The organism is Sphingomonas sp. RIT328, from assembly GCF_000632225.1.
GTDB classification, from domain to species: Bacteria; Pseudomonadota; Alphaproteobacteria; order Sphingomonadales; family Sphingomonadaceae; genus Sphingomonas; species Sphingomonas kyungheensis.
The window spans coordinates 1-17,211 of sequence record NZ_JFYV01000027.1; the positions used below are offsets into that span (position 1 = coordinate 1).

20 protein-coding genes are annotated in these 17,211 nt (G+C 69.2%); 9 read left to right on the forward strand and 11 right to left on the reverse strand.

The genetic code is table 11. The features are described from left to right. Window positions 1-748: cold-shock protein (locus BW41_RS22015; protein WP_037534917.1), on the forward strand; the 748-nt coding region annotated here is incomplete at its 5' end. Between the two features lie 122 nt (window positions 749-870). After that, the gene (locus BW41_RS12810; RefSeq protein ID WP_327195597.1) at window positions 871-1,713 is read left to right on the forward strand and encodes a glutaminyl-peptide cyclotransferase; all 843 of its coding nucleotides are present in this window, start codon (window positions 871-873) and stop codon (window positions 1,711-1,713) included. A gap of 128 nt (window positions 1,714-1,841) precedes the next feature. Here BW41_RS12810 and BW41_RS12815 read toward each other — a convergent pair whose 3' ends face one another. From BW41_RS12815 to BW41_RS12825, 3 genes are all read right to left on the reverse strand, one after another. Further along, complete coding sequence (locus BW41_RS12815; RefSeq protein ID WP_037534919.1) at window positions 1,842-3,437, reverse strand: cisplatin damage response ATP-dependent DNA ligase; 1,596 nt, start codon at window positions 3,435-3,437, stop codon at window positions 1,842-1,844. 74 nt (window positions 3,438-3,511) lie between these two features. Beyond that, window positions 3,512-4,003, reverse strand: coding sequence for a Dps family protein (locus BW41_RS12820; protein WP_037534920.1), 492 nt, complete (start codon window positions 4,001-4,003; stop codon window positions 3,512-3,514). 95 nt (window positions 4,004-4,098) lie between these two features. Beyond that, a complete protein-coding gene (locus BW41_RS12825; protein WP_037534921.1) occupies window positions 4,099-4,665 on the reverse strand; it encodes a TMEM165/GDT1 family protein in 567 nt (188 codons plus the stop codon). A 207-nt stretch (window positions 4,666-4,872) separates the two neighbouring features. On the opposite strand from BW41_RS12825, the gene rpmG reads away from it, so the two are divergent. After that, window positions 4,873-5,040, forward strand: a complete 168-nt coding sequence (rpmG, locus tag BW41_RS12830) for a 50S ribosomal protein L33 (protein WP_017977469.1) — start codon at window positions 4,873-4,875, stop codon at window positions 5,038-5,040. Between the two features lie 418 nt (window positions 5,041-5,458). Here the strand turns inward: rpmG and BW41_RS12835 are convergent, their stop codons facing one another. After that, the gene (locus BW41_RS12835) at window positions 5,459-5,821 is read right to left on the reverse strand and encodes a response regulator (protein WP_037534955.1); all 363 of its coding nucleotides are present in this window, start codon (window positions 5,819-5,821) and stop codon (window positions 5,459-5,461) included. A 36-nt stretch (window positions 5,822-5,857) separates the two neighbouring features. Between BW41_RS12835 and BW41_RS12840 the strand changes: the two genes are divergently transcribed. The 4 genes from BW41_RS12840 (at window position 5,858) to BW41_RS12855 (ending at window position 8,670) form a co-directional block, all read left to right on the forward strand. Continuing rightward, window positions 5,858-6,133: a DUF3572 domain-containing protein gene (locus tag BW41_RS12840; protein WP_037534922.1), complete on the forward strand. Its 276-nt coding sequence runs from the start codon at window positions 5,858-5,860 to the stop codon at window positions 6,131-6,133. Then, window positions 6,130-6,756, forward strand: coding sequence for a hypothetical protein (locus BW41_RS12845; RefSeq protein WP_037534923.1), 627 nt, complete (start codon window positions 6,130-6,132; stop codon window positions 6,754-6,756). Before BW41_RS12840 ends, BW41_RS12845 begins: the two co-directional genes overlap by 4 nt. 249 nt (window positions 6,757-7,005) lie before the next feature. After that, window positions 7,006-7,470: a RidA family protein gene (locus BW41_RS12850; RefSeq protein ID WP_037534924.1), complete on the forward strand. Its 465-nt coding sequence runs from the start codon at window positions 7,006-7,008 to the stop codon at window positions 7,468-7,470. A gap of 63 nt (window positions 7,471-7,533) precedes the next feature. After that, window positions 7,534-8,670, forward strand: coding sequence for a GNAT family N-acetyltransferase (locus tag BW41_RS12855; protein ID WP_037534925.1), 1,137 nt, complete (start codon window positions 7,534-7,536; stop codon window positions 8,668-8,670). Here BW41_RS12855 and BW41_RS12860 read toward each other — a convergent pair. The 3 genes from BW41_RS12860 to BW41_RS12870 all read right to left on the reverse strand — a co-directional run bounded on the left by BW41_RS12860 (window position 8,651) and on the right by BW41_RS12870 (window position 13,415). Then, window positions 8,651-10,279, reverse strand: a complete 1,629-nt coding sequence (locus tag BW41_RS12860; protein ID WP_037534926.1) for a hypothetical protein — start codon at window positions 10,277-10,279, stop codon at window positions 8,651-8,653. The genes BW41_RS12855 and BW41_RS12860 overlap by 20 nt on opposite strands. A gap of 9 nt (window positions 10,280-10,288) precedes the next feature. Further along, window positions 10,289-12,052 (reverse strand): hypothetical protein, encoded by a 1,764-nt coding sequence (locus BW41_RS12865; RefSeq protein WP_051583483.1) that lies wholly within the window; start codon window positions 12,050-12,052, stop codon window positions 10,289-10,291. A 145-nt stretch (window positions 12,053-12,197) separates the two neighbouring features. Continuing rightward, the gene (locus tag BW41_RS12870; protein ID WP_037534927.1) at window positions 12,198-13,415 is read right to left on the reverse strand and encodes an argininosuccinate synthase; all 1,218 of its coding nucleotides are present in this window, start codon (window positions 13,413-13,415) and stop codon (window positions 12,198-12,200) included. Window positions 13,416-13,548: 133 nt separating this feature from the next. On the opposite strand from BW41_RS12870, the gene BW41_RS12875 reads away from it, so the two are divergent. Further along, a complete protein-coding gene (locus BW41_RS12875; RefSeq protein WP_235199758.1) occupies window positions 13,549-13,941 on the forward strand; it encodes an EF-hand domain-containing protein in 393 nt (130 codons plus the stop codon). A 132-nt stretch (window positions 13,942-14,073) separates the two neighbouring features. On the opposite strand, the gene BW41_RS21265 is transcribed toward BW41_RS12875, so the two are convergent. Beyond that, the gene (locus BW41_RS21265; RefSeq protein WP_153810804.1) at window positions 14,074-14,241 is read right to left on the reverse strand and encodes a hypothetical protein; all 168 of its coding nucleotides are present in this window, start codon (window positions 14,239-14,241) and stop codon (window positions 14,074-14,076) included. Window positions 14,242-14,415: 174 nt separating this feature from the next. Continuing rightward, window positions 14,416-14,916: a GreA/GreB family elongation factor gene (locus tag BW41_RS12880; protein ID WP_037534929.1), complete on the reverse strand. Its 501-nt coding sequence runs from the start codon at window positions 14,914-14,916 to the stop codon at window positions 14,416-14,418. 98 nt (window positions 14,917-15,014) lie between these two features. Here BW41_RS12880 and BW41_RS21620 point away from each other — a divergent pair, with 98 nt between their 5' ends. Then, window positions 15,015-15,182, forward strand: coding sequence for a hypothetical protein (locus BW41_RS21620; protein WP_200870430.1), 168 nt, complete (start codon window positions 15,015-15,017; stop codon window positions 15,180-15,182). A 12-nt stretch (window positions 15,183-15,194) separates the two neighbouring features. On the opposite strand, the gene BW41_RS12885 is transcribed toward BW41_RS21620, so the two are convergent. Both BW41_RS12885 and BW41_RS12890 read right to left on the reverse strand, forming a co-directional pair. Next, entirely contained in the window at window positions 15,195-16,484 is a 1,290-nt protein-coding gene (locus BW41_RS12885; RefSeq protein WP_037534930.1) for an MFS transporter, read from the reverse strand. Window positions 16,485-16,584: 100 nt separating this feature from the next. Further along, window positions 16,585-17,202, reverse strand: a complete 618-nt coding sequence (locus tag BW41_RS12890; protein ID WP_037534931.1) for a flavin reductase family protein — start codon at window positions 17,200-17,202, stop codon at window positions 16,585-16,587. Window positions 17,203-17,211: the final 9 nt, after the last annotated feature.

The window sequence follows — 17,211 nt, forward strand, 5'->3', positions numbered from 1 at the left end:
CGGCGATCGCGGCGGCTTCGGCGGCGGCGGCGGCGGCGGGTACCGTGGCGGTGGCGGCGGCTTCGGCGGCGGCGGCGGTGGCGGCGGGTTCAGCGGCGGTGGCCGCGGCATGCCCCCGCAGGTTGTCGGCGAAGGCACGGGCGTCGTAAAGTTCTTCAACGCGCAGAAGGGCTTCGGCTTCGTCGTCCGTGATGACGGCGGCGAGGACGTGTTCGTGCACATCTCGGCGGTCGAGCAGGCGGGCATGAGCTCGCTCGCCGAAGGCCAGCCGCTCGGCTTCACCCTCGTCGACCGCGGCGGCCGCATCTCGGCGACCGAGCTGAAGATCGACGGCGAGCCGATGGCGGTGACCGAGCGTGCGCCGCGCGAGCCCCGCGAAGGCGGCTTCGGCGATCGTGGCCCGCGGGCCGGCGGTGCCGGTGGCGCGCCGCAGCGTCAGCTGACCGGCGAGAAGGCGACGGGCGTCGTCAAGTTCTTCAACGCGATGAAGGGCTTCGGCTTCATTCAGCGCGACGCTGGGCGTCAGCTGACCGGCGAGAAGGCGACGGGCGTCGTCAAGTTCTTCAACGCGATGAAGGGCTTCGGCTTCATTCAGCGCGACGATGGCCAGCCCGATGCGTTCGTTCACATATCGGCGGTCGAGCGTGCCGGCATGGCGACGCTCAACGAGGGCGATCGTCTCCAGTTCGAACTCGAAGTCGATCGTCGCGGCAAATATGCCGCGGTGAACCTCTCGGCCGCGTCGTAACGGTCCCGACCCGATCAGTGAAAGGCCCGGCTCCGCAGATCGCGGCGCCGGGCCTTTTGCGTTTCGGCATAGGACAGGCGATAGGCGTGGCGTGCCGGACGGGCGGATGTGAGGATATGCAGGTGGTCAAGCTGACGCTGGTGGTGGGGCTGATCGGGGCGCTCGGCGCGTCGGCGTGGCATGTCGCGGCGCCGACGCCTCAGGCAAGCGTCCCGCCGCCGTCGGCCGCCGCGCCGCCACCGGAAACCGGCACCCCGGTCTATGCCGCCAACGTCGTCGCGCGCTTCCCGCACGATCGCGATGCCTTCACCGAGGGGCTGCTGTTCTGCAACGGCACGCTCTACGAAAGCACCGGCAAGGAAGGCGCGTCGGACATCCGCCGCGTCGATCTCGCCACCGGCAAGGTGCTCGCGCGGGCGCGGCTGACGCCCGATCTGTTCGGCGAGGGGATCGGCTGCTGGAAGAACAGCCTGCTCAGCCTGACGTGGAAGACCGGGATCGGCTTCCGCTGGACGCTGCCGACGCTCAAGCGGGTCGGCGCGCCGTTCCACTATACGGGTGAGGGGTGGGGGATGACGAGCGACGGCGGTTCGCTGCTGCTCTCCGACGGCACGCCGACGCTGCGCCGCATCGACCCCGCCGGCTTTACCGAGCGCGGCCGGATCGCGGTGACGCTCAACGGACGGCCGCTCGCCAAGCTCAACGAGCTCGAATTTGTCGGCGGCCGTATCCTCGCCAACGTGTGGATGACCGGCTTCATCGCGCGGATCGACCCGGCGAGCGGACGGGTCGACGGCCTGATCGACCTGCGCCCACTGATCGCCGAGGTACAGGCGAGCGACCCGGACGCGGTGCCGAACGGCATCGCCTATGACGCCGCGCACGACCGATTGTTCGTGACGGGCAAATACTGGCCGACGCTGTTCGAGATCAAGATTGGCGAAGAGGTCGGCCGGGCGAACTGAGGGCGATCCGATCGGGCCGAATGGCTCGGCTCCGGCATGGCGCGGGCAGAGCCTGCGGCCAGGACGCCGGGGCGGCGCGCGCGCTGTGGGTGCGGGGGCGGGCCTGATGCGATCCGCCACCCGTGCGTTCACGTCACCAGCTTGCGCAAGGTCTCGATCCGGTCGGCTTCCGCCGCCGGTTTGTCGGTGCGGATGCGGGCGATGCGGGGGAAGCGCATCGCGACGCCCGATTTGTGGCGGGTCGAGCCGTGGATCGAATCGAACGCGATCTCCAGCACCAGCGACTTCTCGACCTCGCGCACCGGGCCGAAGCGGGCGAGCGTGTGGCGGCGCACGAAACTGTCGAGCATGCGCAATTCCTCGTCGGTGATCCCCGAATAGGCCTTGCCGACCGGCAGCAATTCGCCCTCCTCGGTCCAGCAGCCGAACGTATAGTCGCTGTAATAGGAGGAGCGACGCCCGTTGCCGCGCTGCGCATACATGATGACGCAATCGGCGGTGAGCGGATCGCGCTTCCATTTGTACCACAGGCCGGCACGACGACCACCGACATAGGGCGAGTCGCGGCGCTTGAGCATCACGCCCTCGATCGCGGCATCGCGCGCACCGGCACGGATCGCCTCCAGCTCGGTGAAGCTCGCCGCGGTGATGACCTGGCTGATGTCGAAGCGATCGGGGTCGAGCCGCGGCACGAAAGCTTCGAGCCGGGCCCGCCGCTCGGTCCACGGCAGCGCGCGCAGATCCTCGTCGCCGTCGAGCAGGATATCGTAGAGGCGGACGAAGGCGGGATATTCGGCGAGCATCTTCGCCGACACCTGCTTGCGGCCGAGTCGCTGCTGGAGCGCATTGAAGCTCGCCGCGCCGCCGCCATCCTCGAGCGTGCCGCCCTGCACCTCGCCCTTGACGAGCAACTCGCCGTCGACCGTGCCGGGGGTGGTGAAGGCGGCGGCGACGTCGGGGAAGCTCGCGGTGACGTCGTCGCCGGTGCGGCTGTACAGGCGGGTCTGGCCGGCGACATGGACGATCTGGACGCGGATCCCGTCCCATTTCCATTCGGCGGCGTAATCGGCGAGATCGACCTGCGCATCCTCCAGCCCGTGCGCGAGCATGAAGGGGCGGAAGACCGGCACGTTGGCGGCGGTCGGCTGGTCGCCCTTGCCCTCCGCCCAGGCGAACAGGCGGGCATAGGGCGGGGCGAGACCATGCCACACCTCCTCGACCACATCGACGTCGAGTCCGAAGGCCTGCGCCAGCGCCGTCTTGGCGAGTCGCGCCGAGACACCGATGCGCAGGCCGCCGGTCGCCATCTTGAGCAGTGCGAACCGTTCCTCGGCATCGAGCCGGTCGAGCATCGCGGCAAGGACGCCGGGCGCATCCGAGCGCGACAGGTGGCGGAGCGCATCGATCGCCGCGCTGATCGACAGCGGTGCCGCCGGCGTCGGGGGCACCACGGGGGCCGGCCAGAGCAGCGCCACCGTCTCGGCGGTGTCGCCGACGTAGTCGCGGCTCATCCGGAACAGCACCGGGTCGACGCGCGCCTCGATCAACGCGCGGATCTGTGCCGGCTTGACGCCGGGCAGGTCGAGATCGCCGGTCAGTGCCGCCATCGCCCAGCCGCGGTCGGGATCGGGCGTGGCGTGGAGATAGTCGACGATCAGCTTGAGCTTGGCGTTGCGCCCGCGCGTGTAGATGAGCGAATCGAGGAGCGCGGCGAAAGCGTGCATGACGGGGAAACGCGCAGGGAGGGCGTTCCGCTCCGTCGACGGCGGGTGGATGATACACCCGCCGTCGCGACGCCTCAGCCCTTGCGGCTGGCCTCGAACAGGAACCAGGCGCGCTCTTCGGCCTCGTCGGTCCAATCGTCGACGATGCCGCTGGTGGCATTGTCGCGCGCCGCGTCCGCGGCATCCTTGACGACGCGGAAGCCCTCGACGAGCTTCAGATTGTCCTCGCGCAGTTCGGCGAGCATCGACGCGGCGTCGACGAAGTCGAGGTCGTTGTCGACGATCGACTGGCGGCGGCTGATGTCGCCGATCGAGCGCAGCGTCGTATTGCCGGTCTTGCGGACGCGTTCGGCGATCGCATCGGTGACGCCGAGGATCTGCGCCGCCTGATCGTCGAGCAGCAGGTGATAGTCGCGGAAATGCGGGCCCGAGACGTGCCAGTGGAAGTTCTTGGTCTTGAGGTACAGCGCATAGCAATCGGCGAGCGACGCGTTGAGCGCGTCCGCCACCGAGCGGGTGTTGCTGAGATCGGTCGGCGTGTTCAACGCCGGGTTGATGTCGGCCATGTCAGTCTCCGTGGATGGGATCGTTGCGGCAACGATCCGATAGCGCAAACGCTCCGCACGGTGGGGCCATTTTGGTGATGTCGATGATCGACGGCTCAGATCAGCCGCAGCGCGCCGAGCCCGAGCCAGAGGGCGACGAGGACGAACAGGATCCCGACGATGCGACGGGCGGGAGCGAGCGGCAGGCGCCGCCAGTCGCGCTCGCCGAGGATCGCGGCAGGGGCGATCACCGCCAGCGATCCCAGCATCGCGCCGACCGCGGCGAGCCAGGGGAGGGCGGCACGCGCGGCGAGCGCGACGACGATGAACTGGATGCCGTCCCCGAAGGCGAGGATGAACAATCCGGCGGCGCTGGTGGCGAAGCCGCCGATCCGCCAGCCGGCGAGCCGTTCGGGCGCTTTCGCCGGCAACAGCGCACCGCCACCCTGCAACAGCAGCGCCAGCGCAAGGAACAGCTGTTTCGCCTCGGGTGTCAGATGCGGCGCGAGCCACGCGCCCGCCGCGGCAGCGATCAGCCCGGCGGTGAGCAGCGCCAGCGCGGCCGCGAGGATGACGCGCAGCGGCATGCGGTAGCGATCGGCGAGGATCGCAGCGAGCGCCGCCGGACGATCGCCGATCTGGGCGAGCGCCGCCGCGACCAGCGCCGCCATCAGCGCGTCCAACGATCGTCCCCTATGCTATGCCGATCCGTCTGCATGTCCCGCCCCCTGTGACCGCGCGACCATGGGCGCGGACGGTAAGCGGCTGGTTAAGGGGACAGGATCGTGCCGTCGACGGTTGACTTTGCCGCGCCTATCCGCCATGCGCCGCGACTGATCGAGCGGCGGCGTTAGTGCTGCCGCTCTCCTTGTTTTCAGGATTTGGGGCTCATGGCCAAGCCGACTACCGTCAAGATCAAGCTCGTCAGCACCGCCGACACTGGCTTCTTCTACGTCACCAAGAAGAACCCGCGGACGAAGACCGAGAAGCTGAGCTTCAGCAAGTATGATCCCGTCGTGCGCAAGCACGTCGAGTTCAAGGAAGCCAAGATCAAGTAACCCCACGCGGCGGCGTTCTGCCGTCTGCGGGTGATGATCGCAATGCCGCCGGCGCCACGGGTGCCGGCGGCATTGCGCATGTCCGCGGGATGCTTGCACCAGCGCCTTGATTCGGGCGTGCTTCGGACACCTTGCGTTCATCTTCTTACGGCATAGCGGCGTCTGGCACCGGATCGTCCGGTTGCCCTGTATCGCGTCACTACGGGCTAAGGGCGGTGGTCTCCACGGGAGGGCGCCGCCCTTGGTTTTTGGGTCGCGGAACCGCAGCGGCGTCGGGTAGTTTTCTACCATGCTCGCAGCATCTGGCCCTTTTCGGGGGGCAAGGGCTACGAAGCGCGCGACGCCCTGTCGATGCCCCGCCGGCTCGGCAGGGCGTCTTCATATGCGCGCCCGCGCAGCCGGCGCCGGCCCGCTCCCCCTACAGCAACGCGTTCACCGCTTCCATGAAGCGGGCGAGGCTGATCGGCTTGGAGACGTAGGAGCGCGCTCCGGCGGCGCGGATGCGATCCTCGTCGTCGCGGCCGGCATAAGCGGTCACCGCCATCACCGGAATCGCGCGCAGCTGCTCGTCCGCCATCAGTTCGAGGATCAGCTCATAGCCGGTGACGTGCGGCATCTGGATGTCCATGATGATGAGGTCGGGAACCAGCTCGCGCGCGCGGGCCACCGCCTCGCGGCCGTCGCGCACCGGCTCGGCCGCGATGCCGTGGGCCCGCAGCAGGTCGCAGAACAGTTTGAGGTTGAGTTCGTTGTCCTCGACAACGAGTACCCGTTTCGCCACGTGCGTCACCACCCTTCCAAGATCGGACGATAGGCAATGCGCGCACGCGATACAAATCTCCCGGATGCCGACGTGCTCGGCCTGCAGGCGCTGGTCTGGACGATCGGCGAGCCGGACCGCGCCGACCGGCTGATCGCGGTCACCGGCCTGTTCCCCGACGATCTGCGCGCGCGTGCCGGCGAGCCGGCGGTGCTGGCGGCGGTGATCGCCTATCTCGAATCCTACGAACCCGATCTGATCGCCTGCGCGGAGGCGCTCGGCGTCTCGCCCGAGGCGCTGGTCGCCGCCCATGCGATGCTGGAGGCCCGATGAGACCGCTGCTGATCACCGATTGCGACGAAGTGCTGCTGCACATGGTCAAGCATTTCGGCGCCTGGGTGGGCGAGGCGCATGATATCGACTTCACCCCCGACGGCGAGGATTTCGCCAACAGCCTGCGCCGCCGCGACGGCGGTCCGGCGCCGACCCGCGACGAGATGTGGGCGCTGCTCGGCGGCTTCTTCCCGGCGGAGATGGACCGGCAGACGCTGGTGCCGCACGCCGCCGAGGCGCTGGCGCAGCTCGCGACGCAGGCGGATATCGTCGTGCTCACCAACATCACCGATGCGTGCAAGCCGGCGCGGATCGCGCAGCTCGCCCGCTTCGGCATCGCGCATCGCGTCGAGTGCAATCAGGGCGGCAAGGGTGAGCCGGTGGCGCGGCTGCGGGCGGAATATGGCGACCCGGTGACGGTGTTCGTCGACGATCTCGCCACGCATCACCAGTCGGTCGCGGATCATGCGCCGGCGGTCCACCGGCTGCACATGGTGTCCGAACCGACGCTCGCGCCGCGGGTGCCGCCGGCGCCGTTCGCGCATGCGCGGATCGACGACTGGCGCGAGGCGGGCGCTTGGATCGCCGCGCGCTTCGCGGCGGGGGTGGGGGCGGACGCGTAGGCGGGGGCGATCCTCCCTCAGCTTCGTCAGCCCGGCGCAAGCCGGGATCGATGGACACGGCGCCATCGCCGTCGCGCGCCGTCGCCAGCCACCCGCCTCCATGGATCCCGGCGAGCGCCGGGATGACGAAGGGGGTGGGACAGGCCGCCGCATGAGGAGCGAACGGCTCCCATCGCCGCCCAACGCACCCGTTCCACCGGCGCGGCAAATCGGCTAGACGCACCCGCCATCTTCCCGAAAGGACTTCGCATGACCACGCACGTCGATCGCAAGCTTGAGGAGCTCGGCCTGTCGCTGCCCGAGGCGGCGGCACCGGTCGCGGCCTATGTGCCGGTGGTCGAGGCGGGCGGGATGCTCCACCTGTCGGGGCAGTTGCCGTTCAAGGCGGGACAGCTCGTCACCGGCCGGCTTGGCGACGGCGTGTCGCTCGAGGACGGACAGGAGGCGGCGCGGCTGTGCGGGCTGATGATCGTCGCGCAGATCAAGAAGCATCTCGGCGGCGACCTGTCGCGGGTCAAGCGGATCGTCAAGCTCGGCGTGTTCGTCAATTCGGCCGCCGATTTCACCGATCAGCCCAAGGTCGCCAACGGCGCGTCGGAGCTGATGGTCGCGCTGTTCGGCGAATCCGGCAAGCATGCGCGCAGTGCGGTCGGCGTGCCGGTGCTGCCGCTCGGCGCCGCGGTCGAGGTGGATGCGATCATCGAACTGGCCTGACCCCTGCCCAAGCGCGGTTCATGACCTATATCGGCGGGCGATGACCCTATCGTCCTTCGCCGCATGAGCCCGCTTGCCGCCCGCCTTGTCGACGGGGTCCGCGCGATCCCGGCCGAGCAATGGAATGCCTGCGCCGGCACCGCCAACCCCTTCGTCCGCCACGCCTTCCTCGCCGCGCTCGAGGAATCGGGCAGCACCGGCGGACGATCGGGGTGGCAGCCGATCCCGATCGTCGTCGACGATGCCGCCGGCGTGCCGGTGGCGATCGCCCCGGCCTATGCCAAGAGCCACAGCCAGGGCGAATATGTCTTCGACCATGCCTGGGCCGACGCCTGGGAGCGGGCCGGCGGCCAATATTATCCCAAGCTGCAGGTCGCCGCGCCGTTCAGCCCGGTGCCGGGGCCACGGCTGCTGCTGCGCGATCCCGGTGCCGCGCCGGCGCTGATCGCCGCGCTGGAGGCGGTGACCGACCAGCATGACCTGTCGTCGGCGCATGCCACCTTCGTCAGTCCCGATCAGGTCCCGGCGTTTGAACAGGCCGGCTGGCTGATCCGCGAGGGGACGCAATTCCACTGGGCGAACGACGGCTATGCCACGTTCGACGATTTCCTCGGCGCGCTCGCCAGCCGCAAGCGCAAGGCGATCCGCAAGGAACGTGCCGCTGCGGTGGAGGGGCTGACCATCCGCCACCTCAGCGGCGCCGAGATCCGGCCGGAGCATTGGGACGCCTTCTGGACCTTCTATCAGGATACCGGCAGCCGCAAATGGGGGCGGCCGTATCTGACCCGCAGCTTCTTCCCGCTGCTCGGCGCGGCGATGGGCGACGACGTGTTGCTGATCCTCGCCGAGCGCGACGGCCGGCCGATCGCCGGGGCGCTCAACCTGATCGGCGAGGAGACGCTCTACGGCCGCTATTGGGGCTGTACCGAGGAGGTGCCGTTCCTCCATTTCGAGCTCTGCTATTATCAGGCGATCGACGCGGCGATCGCGCGCGGGCTCAGGACGGTCGAGGCGGGGGCGCAGGGCGAGCATAAATTGGCGCGCGGCTATGTGCCGGTGCCGACCTGGTCGGCGCATTATATTCCCGACGCGGGCTTCCGCCGCGCGATCAGCGACTTCCTGGTGCGCGAGCGTGCCGCCGTCAGCGACGAGCAGAGCTACCTCGCCGAGCTGGCGCCGTTCAGGAAGGGCGGGGGATGAGCCGCCGCCGCGGCGGCAGCAGATCGGGATCGAGCGTCACCTTGGGCCGGCTGCGATCGTCGATGCGGTAGAGCACGTCGCGGCCGCTCCGCCAGATCGGGGTCAGGCCGGTGAGGTATTCGGGCTCGACCGGCGCCGGATTGATCAGCCAGACATAGTCGAAGGCGTCGCGCGGCAGATAGGCGAGCGAGACGCGCAGCGGCCGCCACCATTCGCCGCGACAGCGCCGGTCGGTGACGAGCTGCGAGGGATCGTGCGCGAAGGCGCCGGCGGGCGTGTAGCGGACGGTGAGCAACTGCCCGCCCGCCATCGACCATTGGTCGTTGGCATAAGCGATGCGGCGTTCGAGCGCGATGCCGGCGGCATGTTCGAGCCGCGAATAGAGCCATTCGTCCCGGCAGGTGCGCCCGACCATGGTGAGCAGCCGCGCGCCCTTGGGCACGCGGTCGAGCGCGGCGAGCGTGCGGTCGTATTCCGCATCGAACATCCCATAGCTCACCGTCGTCGCGACGAGCCGCGCGCCGAAGAAGGCGAGGCCGAGCGCGGCAAGCGTCGCCGCGCCGCGGAACGACAGGCCGCGCCGCGGACGCAGCGCGATCAGCGCGATCGCGATGACGAACGGCGCCAGCCGCATGTCGGCATAGGCCGAGCCGAAGACGATGCGCGGCAGCAGCACGAAGATCGCGCTGAGGAACAGCGCCGAGAGCAGCAGGTTGCGCGAATATTCGATGCGGTCGTCGCGCATCCCCTTGAACAGGATGACGAACAGGATGGTCGCCGAAGCGAGGTCGAAAGCCATCCAGCGATCGCGCAGCACCATGATGATCCAGTTGACCTTGGCGCGCCAGTTGAACCAGTCCATCGTCTTGCCGGTGACGTGATCGCCCGACCGCCACAGCACCATCATCAGGAAGGGCAAGGCAAGCGGCAGGCAGCCGATCGCGGCGCGCGCCCAGCTCTCCGCCCAATGCCCGCCCCCTCCCGGCACATCAGGCCCGTCCTTGCGCAGGTCGTGCTGGCGGATCATCTCGGCGGAGAAGGCGAGGATGCCGAGCACGCCCCAGCCGAAGGTATGGCAGACCCATAAGGCGCAGGACAGCGGCACGAACAGGATCGCGCGCAGCCGCAGGCTGCCGAGCCGCCCCATCCGCAGCCACAATGCGAACAGGTTGAGCGCCAGCGCCATCGACAGCGCGAAATTGACGAAGCCGAACTGGAACGGATAGCTGTAGGCGAGCGGCAGCGCGAACAAGGCGGTGGCGGGGATCCGGCCGTGCACCTCGCGCGCGATCCACAACAGGCCCGAGACGGTCAGCGCCGGGATTGCCATGACGATCAGCTTGACCGCCAGCTCGAGCCCGAAGATCGGCGTCAGCGGCTCGATCAGCAGGTCGACGCCGAGATTGCCGATCAGCGCCCAGCGGAAATCATACCAGTCGGCGAGCCAGGGATAGGCCGCGCCGTCGAGCTGGACGCGATAGCGCCCCATATGGCCGGGCAAGTCGACCAGCGGCGGGATGTCCGGCCACCATAAGGGAATCGTCGTCGCGATCACCATCGCCACGACGAACCAGCGCGTTTGCCACCAGTGCAGCTTATGCCCCTGCATCCGACCGCCTTACGCGGGCGGAGCGCCCCCCGACAAGCGGTTCCGCGCGAGGATGCGGGCGCCGTCCGGCAAAACGGCGACGGTGGCGAAGCCGGGCAGGGTGCCGCGGGCGAGCGCGGCGGCAGCGCTGCCGCGGCGGTGCGCGCCGGGAAGGGCCGCGCAGGCGAGCAGATAGTGCGCGCCGAGCCGGTCGGCGGTGGCGGCGGCAACGCCTGCCGGCGCGGCGTAGAAGGCGTAGACCGCGCGCAGTCCGGCGCCGTCGCGATGATAGGGGGCGGCCAGCACCGTATCCGCAGTGCCGCCGATAATCCGCGCCCCGGCATCGACCGGTGCGATCACGCGCCCCGGCGGCAGGCGGTCGAGCGTCGCGATCATCGCCGGCGCACCGCAATCGCCGCGACCGACGCTCGCCTCGCCGGTCGGCGAGGGCAGGACTCGGGCGGCGAGCGGGTAGAGGATGCCGGCGGCGGCGAGCCAGCTCGCGACCAGCGCCGCCGGACCGCGGTCACGCGCCGCGGCGACCATCGCGGCGAGGGCGGGTGCGGCGAGCAGGGCGGCGGGATAGGCACCCCGCAGCTGCACCGCGGTGATCGCGAGCGCGCCGGCGAGCAACAAGGCGATCAGCTCCCAGCCGGGACGTGTCTCTGCCGCCATGCCGCTCGCGGTGTCGCCGGGCGTTCCCCTGTGCGACGCGAGGCGTCGGCGGTGGGCCATCTGCCATAGGGTCGCCGCGAAGCCGACGAGCGGCAGCCCGGCATAGCCGAAGCTCGTCGCGACGGGCGCCGACCGGATCGACTGCGCCTCGCCGACCTGATGCAGCCAGAGCGCGGCGATCCGTGGATCGACCGCGCCATAGGGATGCAGGCATTGCGGCGACAGGGCGAGCCCCAACGCGACGGCGCCGCCGCCGAGCGCGACCACCGCGATCCAGCGGAGCCGGTGACCGGTCAAGAGCCGGTCGAGCAGCGCCAGCAGCAGCACCGCGCCGGCGGGCGCCAGGAACGCGCGCCAGGCGATGCGGGTGAAGCCGTCGCAGGCCGGATAGGCAAAGTCATCGCTCGCGAACAGCGCGCGGCCGACGATCAGGGTGAGGAGCAGGCCGAGCGCGAAGGCGGCCAGCGTCGCGCCGGCGACGCGGTGCCGTGCCCATCCCGCGACGAGCCAGAGGCCGGCGAGCGCGAGCAGCGGCGCGGTCTCCAGCCCGACGATCAGGCTCGCCGCCGTACAGCCGCCGGCGAACGCCGCGCCGCGCGCATCGCGGGCGAGCAGCCCCGCGACGCCGGCGAGCAACAGCACGAGCTGCAAGCCATGATGATCAATCCGCCCCGGCAGGAAGACCGTCGTCGCCGGATAGGCGAGCGCGGCGATCACTCCGGCGGTGGCCGCGACCCGCTCCCCGCCCATTCGCCGGGCGATACGGATGACGAGCCGCAGCGCGACGGCGAACAGTACGATCGGCCAGACGGTGACCGCGATCACCTCGGCGGTGTGGCTGCCGAGCAGCGGCCGCAACGCAACGATGATCGCCGCGGGGCCGAGATCGGCGAGTCGCGTCCAGTGCATCGGCAAGCCGCCCGCGAGGCGATGCTGACGCAGATCGCCGAACGGTTGACCGGCCAGCCAGTCGCGAATCTGCGCGAGCCGCATCACGTCGTCGGTATCGGGCAGGCGGAGCTGCCCGAGATCGGAGCTGGCGCGGATCGTCCAGACGTGGCCGAGCAGCAGCGCCAGCACGGCTGCGATCAGCGTATCGGATCGGAGCCGCCGGGCCATGGCGGCGATTGTGCGGGGAGGGTGGTTAAGGCGGGTTTAAGGGTGGTGACGAGGCGCCAGGCGGCGGTCACGCCACGTTACCCCTTCGGGGCCGACGCCTGGGACAGGCTGGCTATCGCCGCTTGCCGCCTCGTCGCGCTGCCCCTTACCGGTCGCGCCGCCCGAGCAGGCGCAGCCTGAGCGCGTTGAGCTTGATGAAGCCCGCCGCGTCGCGCTGGTCATAGGCGCCCTGATCGTCCTCGAAGGTGACGACCTTTTCCGAATAGAGCGAATTGGGCGACTTGCGGCCGACGATATAGACGCCGCCCTTGTAGAGCTTGAGCCGCACCGTGCCCGACACCTTGGCCTGGCTGTGGTCGATCGCGGCCTGCAGCATCTCGCGCTCCGGCGAGAACCAGAAGCCGTTGTAGATCAGCTCGGCGTAGCGCGGCGCCAGTTCGTCCTTGAGGTGCGCGGCGCCGCGGTCGAGCGTGATCTGCTCGATGCCGCGATGGGCGAGATGATAGATGGTGCCGCCCGGCGTTTCGTACATGCCGCGGCTCTTCATGCCGACGAAGCGATTCTCGACCAGATCGAGCCGGCCGATGCCGTGACGGCGGCCGAGCTCGTTGAGCTTGGCCAGCAGCGTCGCCGGGCTGGTCGCCTCGCCGTTGAGCGCGACGCCGTCGCCGCGCTCGAAGTCGATCGTGATATATTCGGGCGCGTCGGGCGCATCCTCCGGGTTGACGGTGCGCGAATAGACATAGTCCGGCACCTCCTCCCACGGATCCTCGAGCACCTTACCTTCGGACGAGGTGTGCAGCAGATTGGCGTCGGTCGAGAAGGGCGATTCGCCGCGCTTGTCCTTGCTGACCGGAATCTGATGCTGTTCGGCGAATTCGATCAGCCGGGTGCGGCTGGTCAGGTCCCATTCGCGCCACGGCGCGATCACCTTGATGTCGGGCGCGAGCGCATAATAGCCGAGTTCGAAGCGGACCTGGTCGTTGCCCTTGCCGGTCGCGCCGTGGCTGACCGCATCGGCGCCGACCTGCCGCGCGATCTCGATCTGGCGCTTGGCGATCAGCGGCCGCGCGATCGACGTGCCGAGCAGGTACAGCCCCTCGTACAGGGCATTGGAGCGCATCATCGGGAAGACGTAGTCGCGGACGAACTCCTCGCGCAGATCGTCGATGAAGATATGCTCGGGCTTGACGCCGGCCATCTGCGCCTTCTGACGCGCCGGCTCCAGCTCCTCGCCCTGGCCGAGGTCGGCGGTGAAGGTCACCACCTCGCAATTGTACGTCTGTTGGAGCCATTTCAGGATCACGCTCGTATCCAGCCCACCCGAATAGGCGAGAACGACGCGGTTGATCTGATCGGTCACGGCAGCATCCTTGGATAGGGCAAGTCGCCGCGCCACTAAGCGTCCGGGCGCGGTGGCGCAACGGTTGCGTTCACGATGGGTTTAAACGCCCGCGCCTAAGCGGGCGCCATCCTTTCGTTCGACCGGAGATATCATGCGTCCGTTGCTCGTCATCCTGCCGCTGCTGCTCGCCACCCCGGCGCTGGCGGCGGAGAAGATCGATCCCAAATTGCAGGCGGAGTTCGACCGCACCGACGCCAATCACGACGGCGTGCTGACCCGCGCCGAGATCGACGCGCGCGTCGCGAGGATGGATGTCGGCAAGAACAAGATGCCGCCGGGCAAGGCCAAGGCGATCAGCGCCGCCTGGTTCAACACCGCCGATGCCAATCACGACGGCAAGGTGACGCCGACCGAGATGCAGGGCCTGTTCCGCGCCCTGGCCTATCGCTACGACACTAACCACGACGGCGTCGTCAGCGTCGAGGAACGCAACGCCGCGCGCTCGGCGATCATCGCGCCGGCACCGGTACCCAAGGGGCGCTAGCACGATCTGCCGCGACCAGGCGCCGGATGGGCATGCCCCGCTGCGCCCGGCATCATGATGCCCGGACCGGCGGTGTGATGGCCGTCGGTCCGGGCGCGACGATCGATCACGGCCGACTCCCCGGCCCGGCCGCTACCCCAGCCGATCCGCGATGATCCATCGCCGGCTGATTGCGGTCCGCATCAGCAGCAGGCCGCAGCACAGGCAGCGGGCGCGGCGGATGCCGTCGGTCTCGCTGCGGCTGCGGCCGGGGCGGTGGCGGGTCGCAAGGCAGGTGGCGATCGGCGGCGGTGCCGGCATGGCGAGGCTCCTTCGCCGCAGGCCATCGCGCCGGCGGATTGCAGGCAGATGTCCGGTTCGGTCGATCCCAGACATATCGGAGCAACATGCCGCCCGTATCGCAGCCGCTGTCGGCGGCGTTCTCTCCCACTCACCCGTCGACGTCCGGGCGCTCCCCGGTGCCCGACCGTCGAGCTACGAAGCCCCCCCGGCTTCGTAGCTCGGCCCCTCGGCGGCATCGATCGGCGCGACCGCCAGCACCTCGATCGTCTCGTCACGGCCGTTGAACGCCAGCCGGTCGCCGACCTCCGCCCCGAACAGCGCCTGCGCCAGCGGCGCGCCATAGCCCAGCCGGTCGGCGGCGGGGTCCGCCTCGTCGTCGCCGACGATGTCGATCGTCCGCTCCCGTCCGCCGAGCCGGATCGTCACCCGCGTGCCGAAGCCGGCGCTGCCATCCTCGGGCGCGGCGGTCGGGATCGCGGTGGTGCGGCGCGTCTGCCAATAGCGCAGGTCGCGGCGCAGCGCGTCGACCGCATCGGGCGCCGCCGTCGCCAGCGCGGCCTCCAGTTCGGCGATCCGCGTCGCGATCAGCCGCTGGCCCGCGGCGGTGACGCGATTGGGCGCACGCGGGATCGGCAATTCGAATTTAGGTTCGAGATGTTCCTCGTCGCTCTCGCGGCGGAAGGCGACGCTCATCGATCTACTCCTACAATTGCGTCCCACAGTCGGACAGCCGGATATTAACCACCTTAGCCACTGGTCCAATTCGTAAACAATTCGTTAACCCGGTCGCCATGACCAGACGCCTCGTCCTCACCAATGAAGCCGCCCGCCATCCCTTCCGGCAGACTCTGCCGCCGCCGGTGGCACCCGACGCCCGGCGCGGCGACGATTCGGACTGGAAGCTGTTCCTGCTCAGCTTCGCCGCCTTCTTTACCTGCTTCTACACGTTCCTGTTCTAGCAGCGGCGCCGCTCAGTCGCAGGCGCGATGCAGTCGCTGTGCGATCCAGGCGGAGATCAGGCACATGGCGGCGACGAGGAACAGCATGTCAACCGGCTGCACGCCGGCGAGGTTGATCCCGATCGCCGCGATCGAACCCAGCGTCATCGCCCCCGAATTGACGACGTTGTTCGCCGCGACGGTGCGCGCGGTCTGGTCCTTCTCCACCGTGGTGGTCAGGAAGGCATAGAGCGGCACGACGAACATGCCGCCGGTGGTGGCGATCGCGAGCAGCGATAGCATGATCGGGATGCTGCGCGGCTGCGCGACGAATTGCGTCCAGTCGTAGAATTGCCCCGGCGGCGCCGGCACCCAGGTGCGGCAGAGCAAGGAGAAGACGACGACGAATCCGCCCATCGCGATCACCGACAGCGGCGAATAGCGCGCGCTGATCCGTCCGCGCAGCATCGTGTTGATGACCACCGATCCGATCGCGACGCCGACCGAGAAGACCGCGATCGCGCCGCTCGCCACCATCTTGTCGGCGGTGAGCACGTTCTTGACCAGCGGCGGGAAGATAATGATCAGCACCGCGCCGATCGTCCAGAAGAAGCTGATCGCGCAGATCGCCAGGAACAGCCGCGGAATGTGCATCGTCGTGCGGATCAGCCGCCACGAGGCGGAGAAGGGATTGTAGTTGAGCGTCAGCCGCGGCCCCTCGCGCGGCGCCGGCGGCACGAAGCGCGCCGCGAACCAGCCGATCGCCGCGACGACCAGCACGAGGATCGCCGCGCCCTCGATCGGCACATAGCCGGCCACGATCGTGCCGAGCAGGATGGCGAGATAGGTCCCCGCCTCGACCAGCCCGGTGCCGCCGAGCACGTCGTGCGGTTTGAGGTGCTGCGGCAGGATCGCATATTTGATCGGGCCGAAGAAGGTCGAGTGGACGCCGAGGAACAGCACCGCGCCGAGCATCAGTCCGACGCCGAGCGTCGGCAGGCCGGCGCGCGCCACCATCAGCCCCGCCGCGCCGAGCAGCATGATGCCGATTTCCGCGGTCTTGACGATGCGGATGATCCGCGCCTTGTCGTGGCTGTCGGCGAGCTGCCCGGCGAGCGCCGAGAACAGGAAGAACGGCAGGATGGCGATCCCCGTCGCCAGCGCGTTGAAGTTCGTTTCCATATGCGGATCGTTGAAGATCGCATAGGTCGCGAACAGCACCATCGACGTCTTGAACAGATTGTCGTTGAAGGCGCCGAGGAACTGGGTGGTGAAGAGGGGCAGGAAGCGGCGCTGCTTCAGCAACCCCATGGCATTCAACATGCGATCAACGGCCTTCAATCGTGGCGCTATTGTGATCGGCATAGCGGACGGAGCGGGGCACGCCAACGGGGAAGGCGCATCCGCGCCCCCGCCCGCGCCCTCAGCCCGGCCGGCGCATCGTGAAGCGCGTCTCGGGCGTCACCTCGAAATAATCGGCCGGACCGCCGCCGCGCAGGATCGGGCGGGGACGGGCGGTCTGGTAGACGCCGTCGTCGAGCATCGCACTGTCGATATGGATGCCGACCGCCTCGCCGATCACCAGATATTGGTCGAGGTCGGTGCCCTGCCGGTCCTTGAGGCGGATCAGCTGGGTCAGCCGGCATTCGAACGCCACCGGGCTCGCCGCGACCCGTGCCGGCGCGACCAGCCGCGACGGCAGCGTCTCCAGCCCGGCGAGGTCGAACTCGTCGACCTCCGCCGCCACCGCCGCCGCGGTCGCGTTCATCGCCTCGGCGAGATCGCGCGTCGCGAGGTTCCAGACGAATTCGCCGGTCGCCGCGATATTGGCGACGCTGTCCTTCCAGCCCATCGAGGAGAAGGCGATCAGCGGCGGCGTATAATTGATCAGGTTGAAGAAGCTGTACGGCGCGACGTTGCGCACGCCGTCCGCCGAGACGCTGCTGATCCAGCCGATCGGACGCGGCGCGACCATCGCGTTGAGGGGATCATGCGGCAGCCGGTGGCCGTCGCGCGGTTCGTAGAAATGCCAGTCGATCATCGCTGCTTA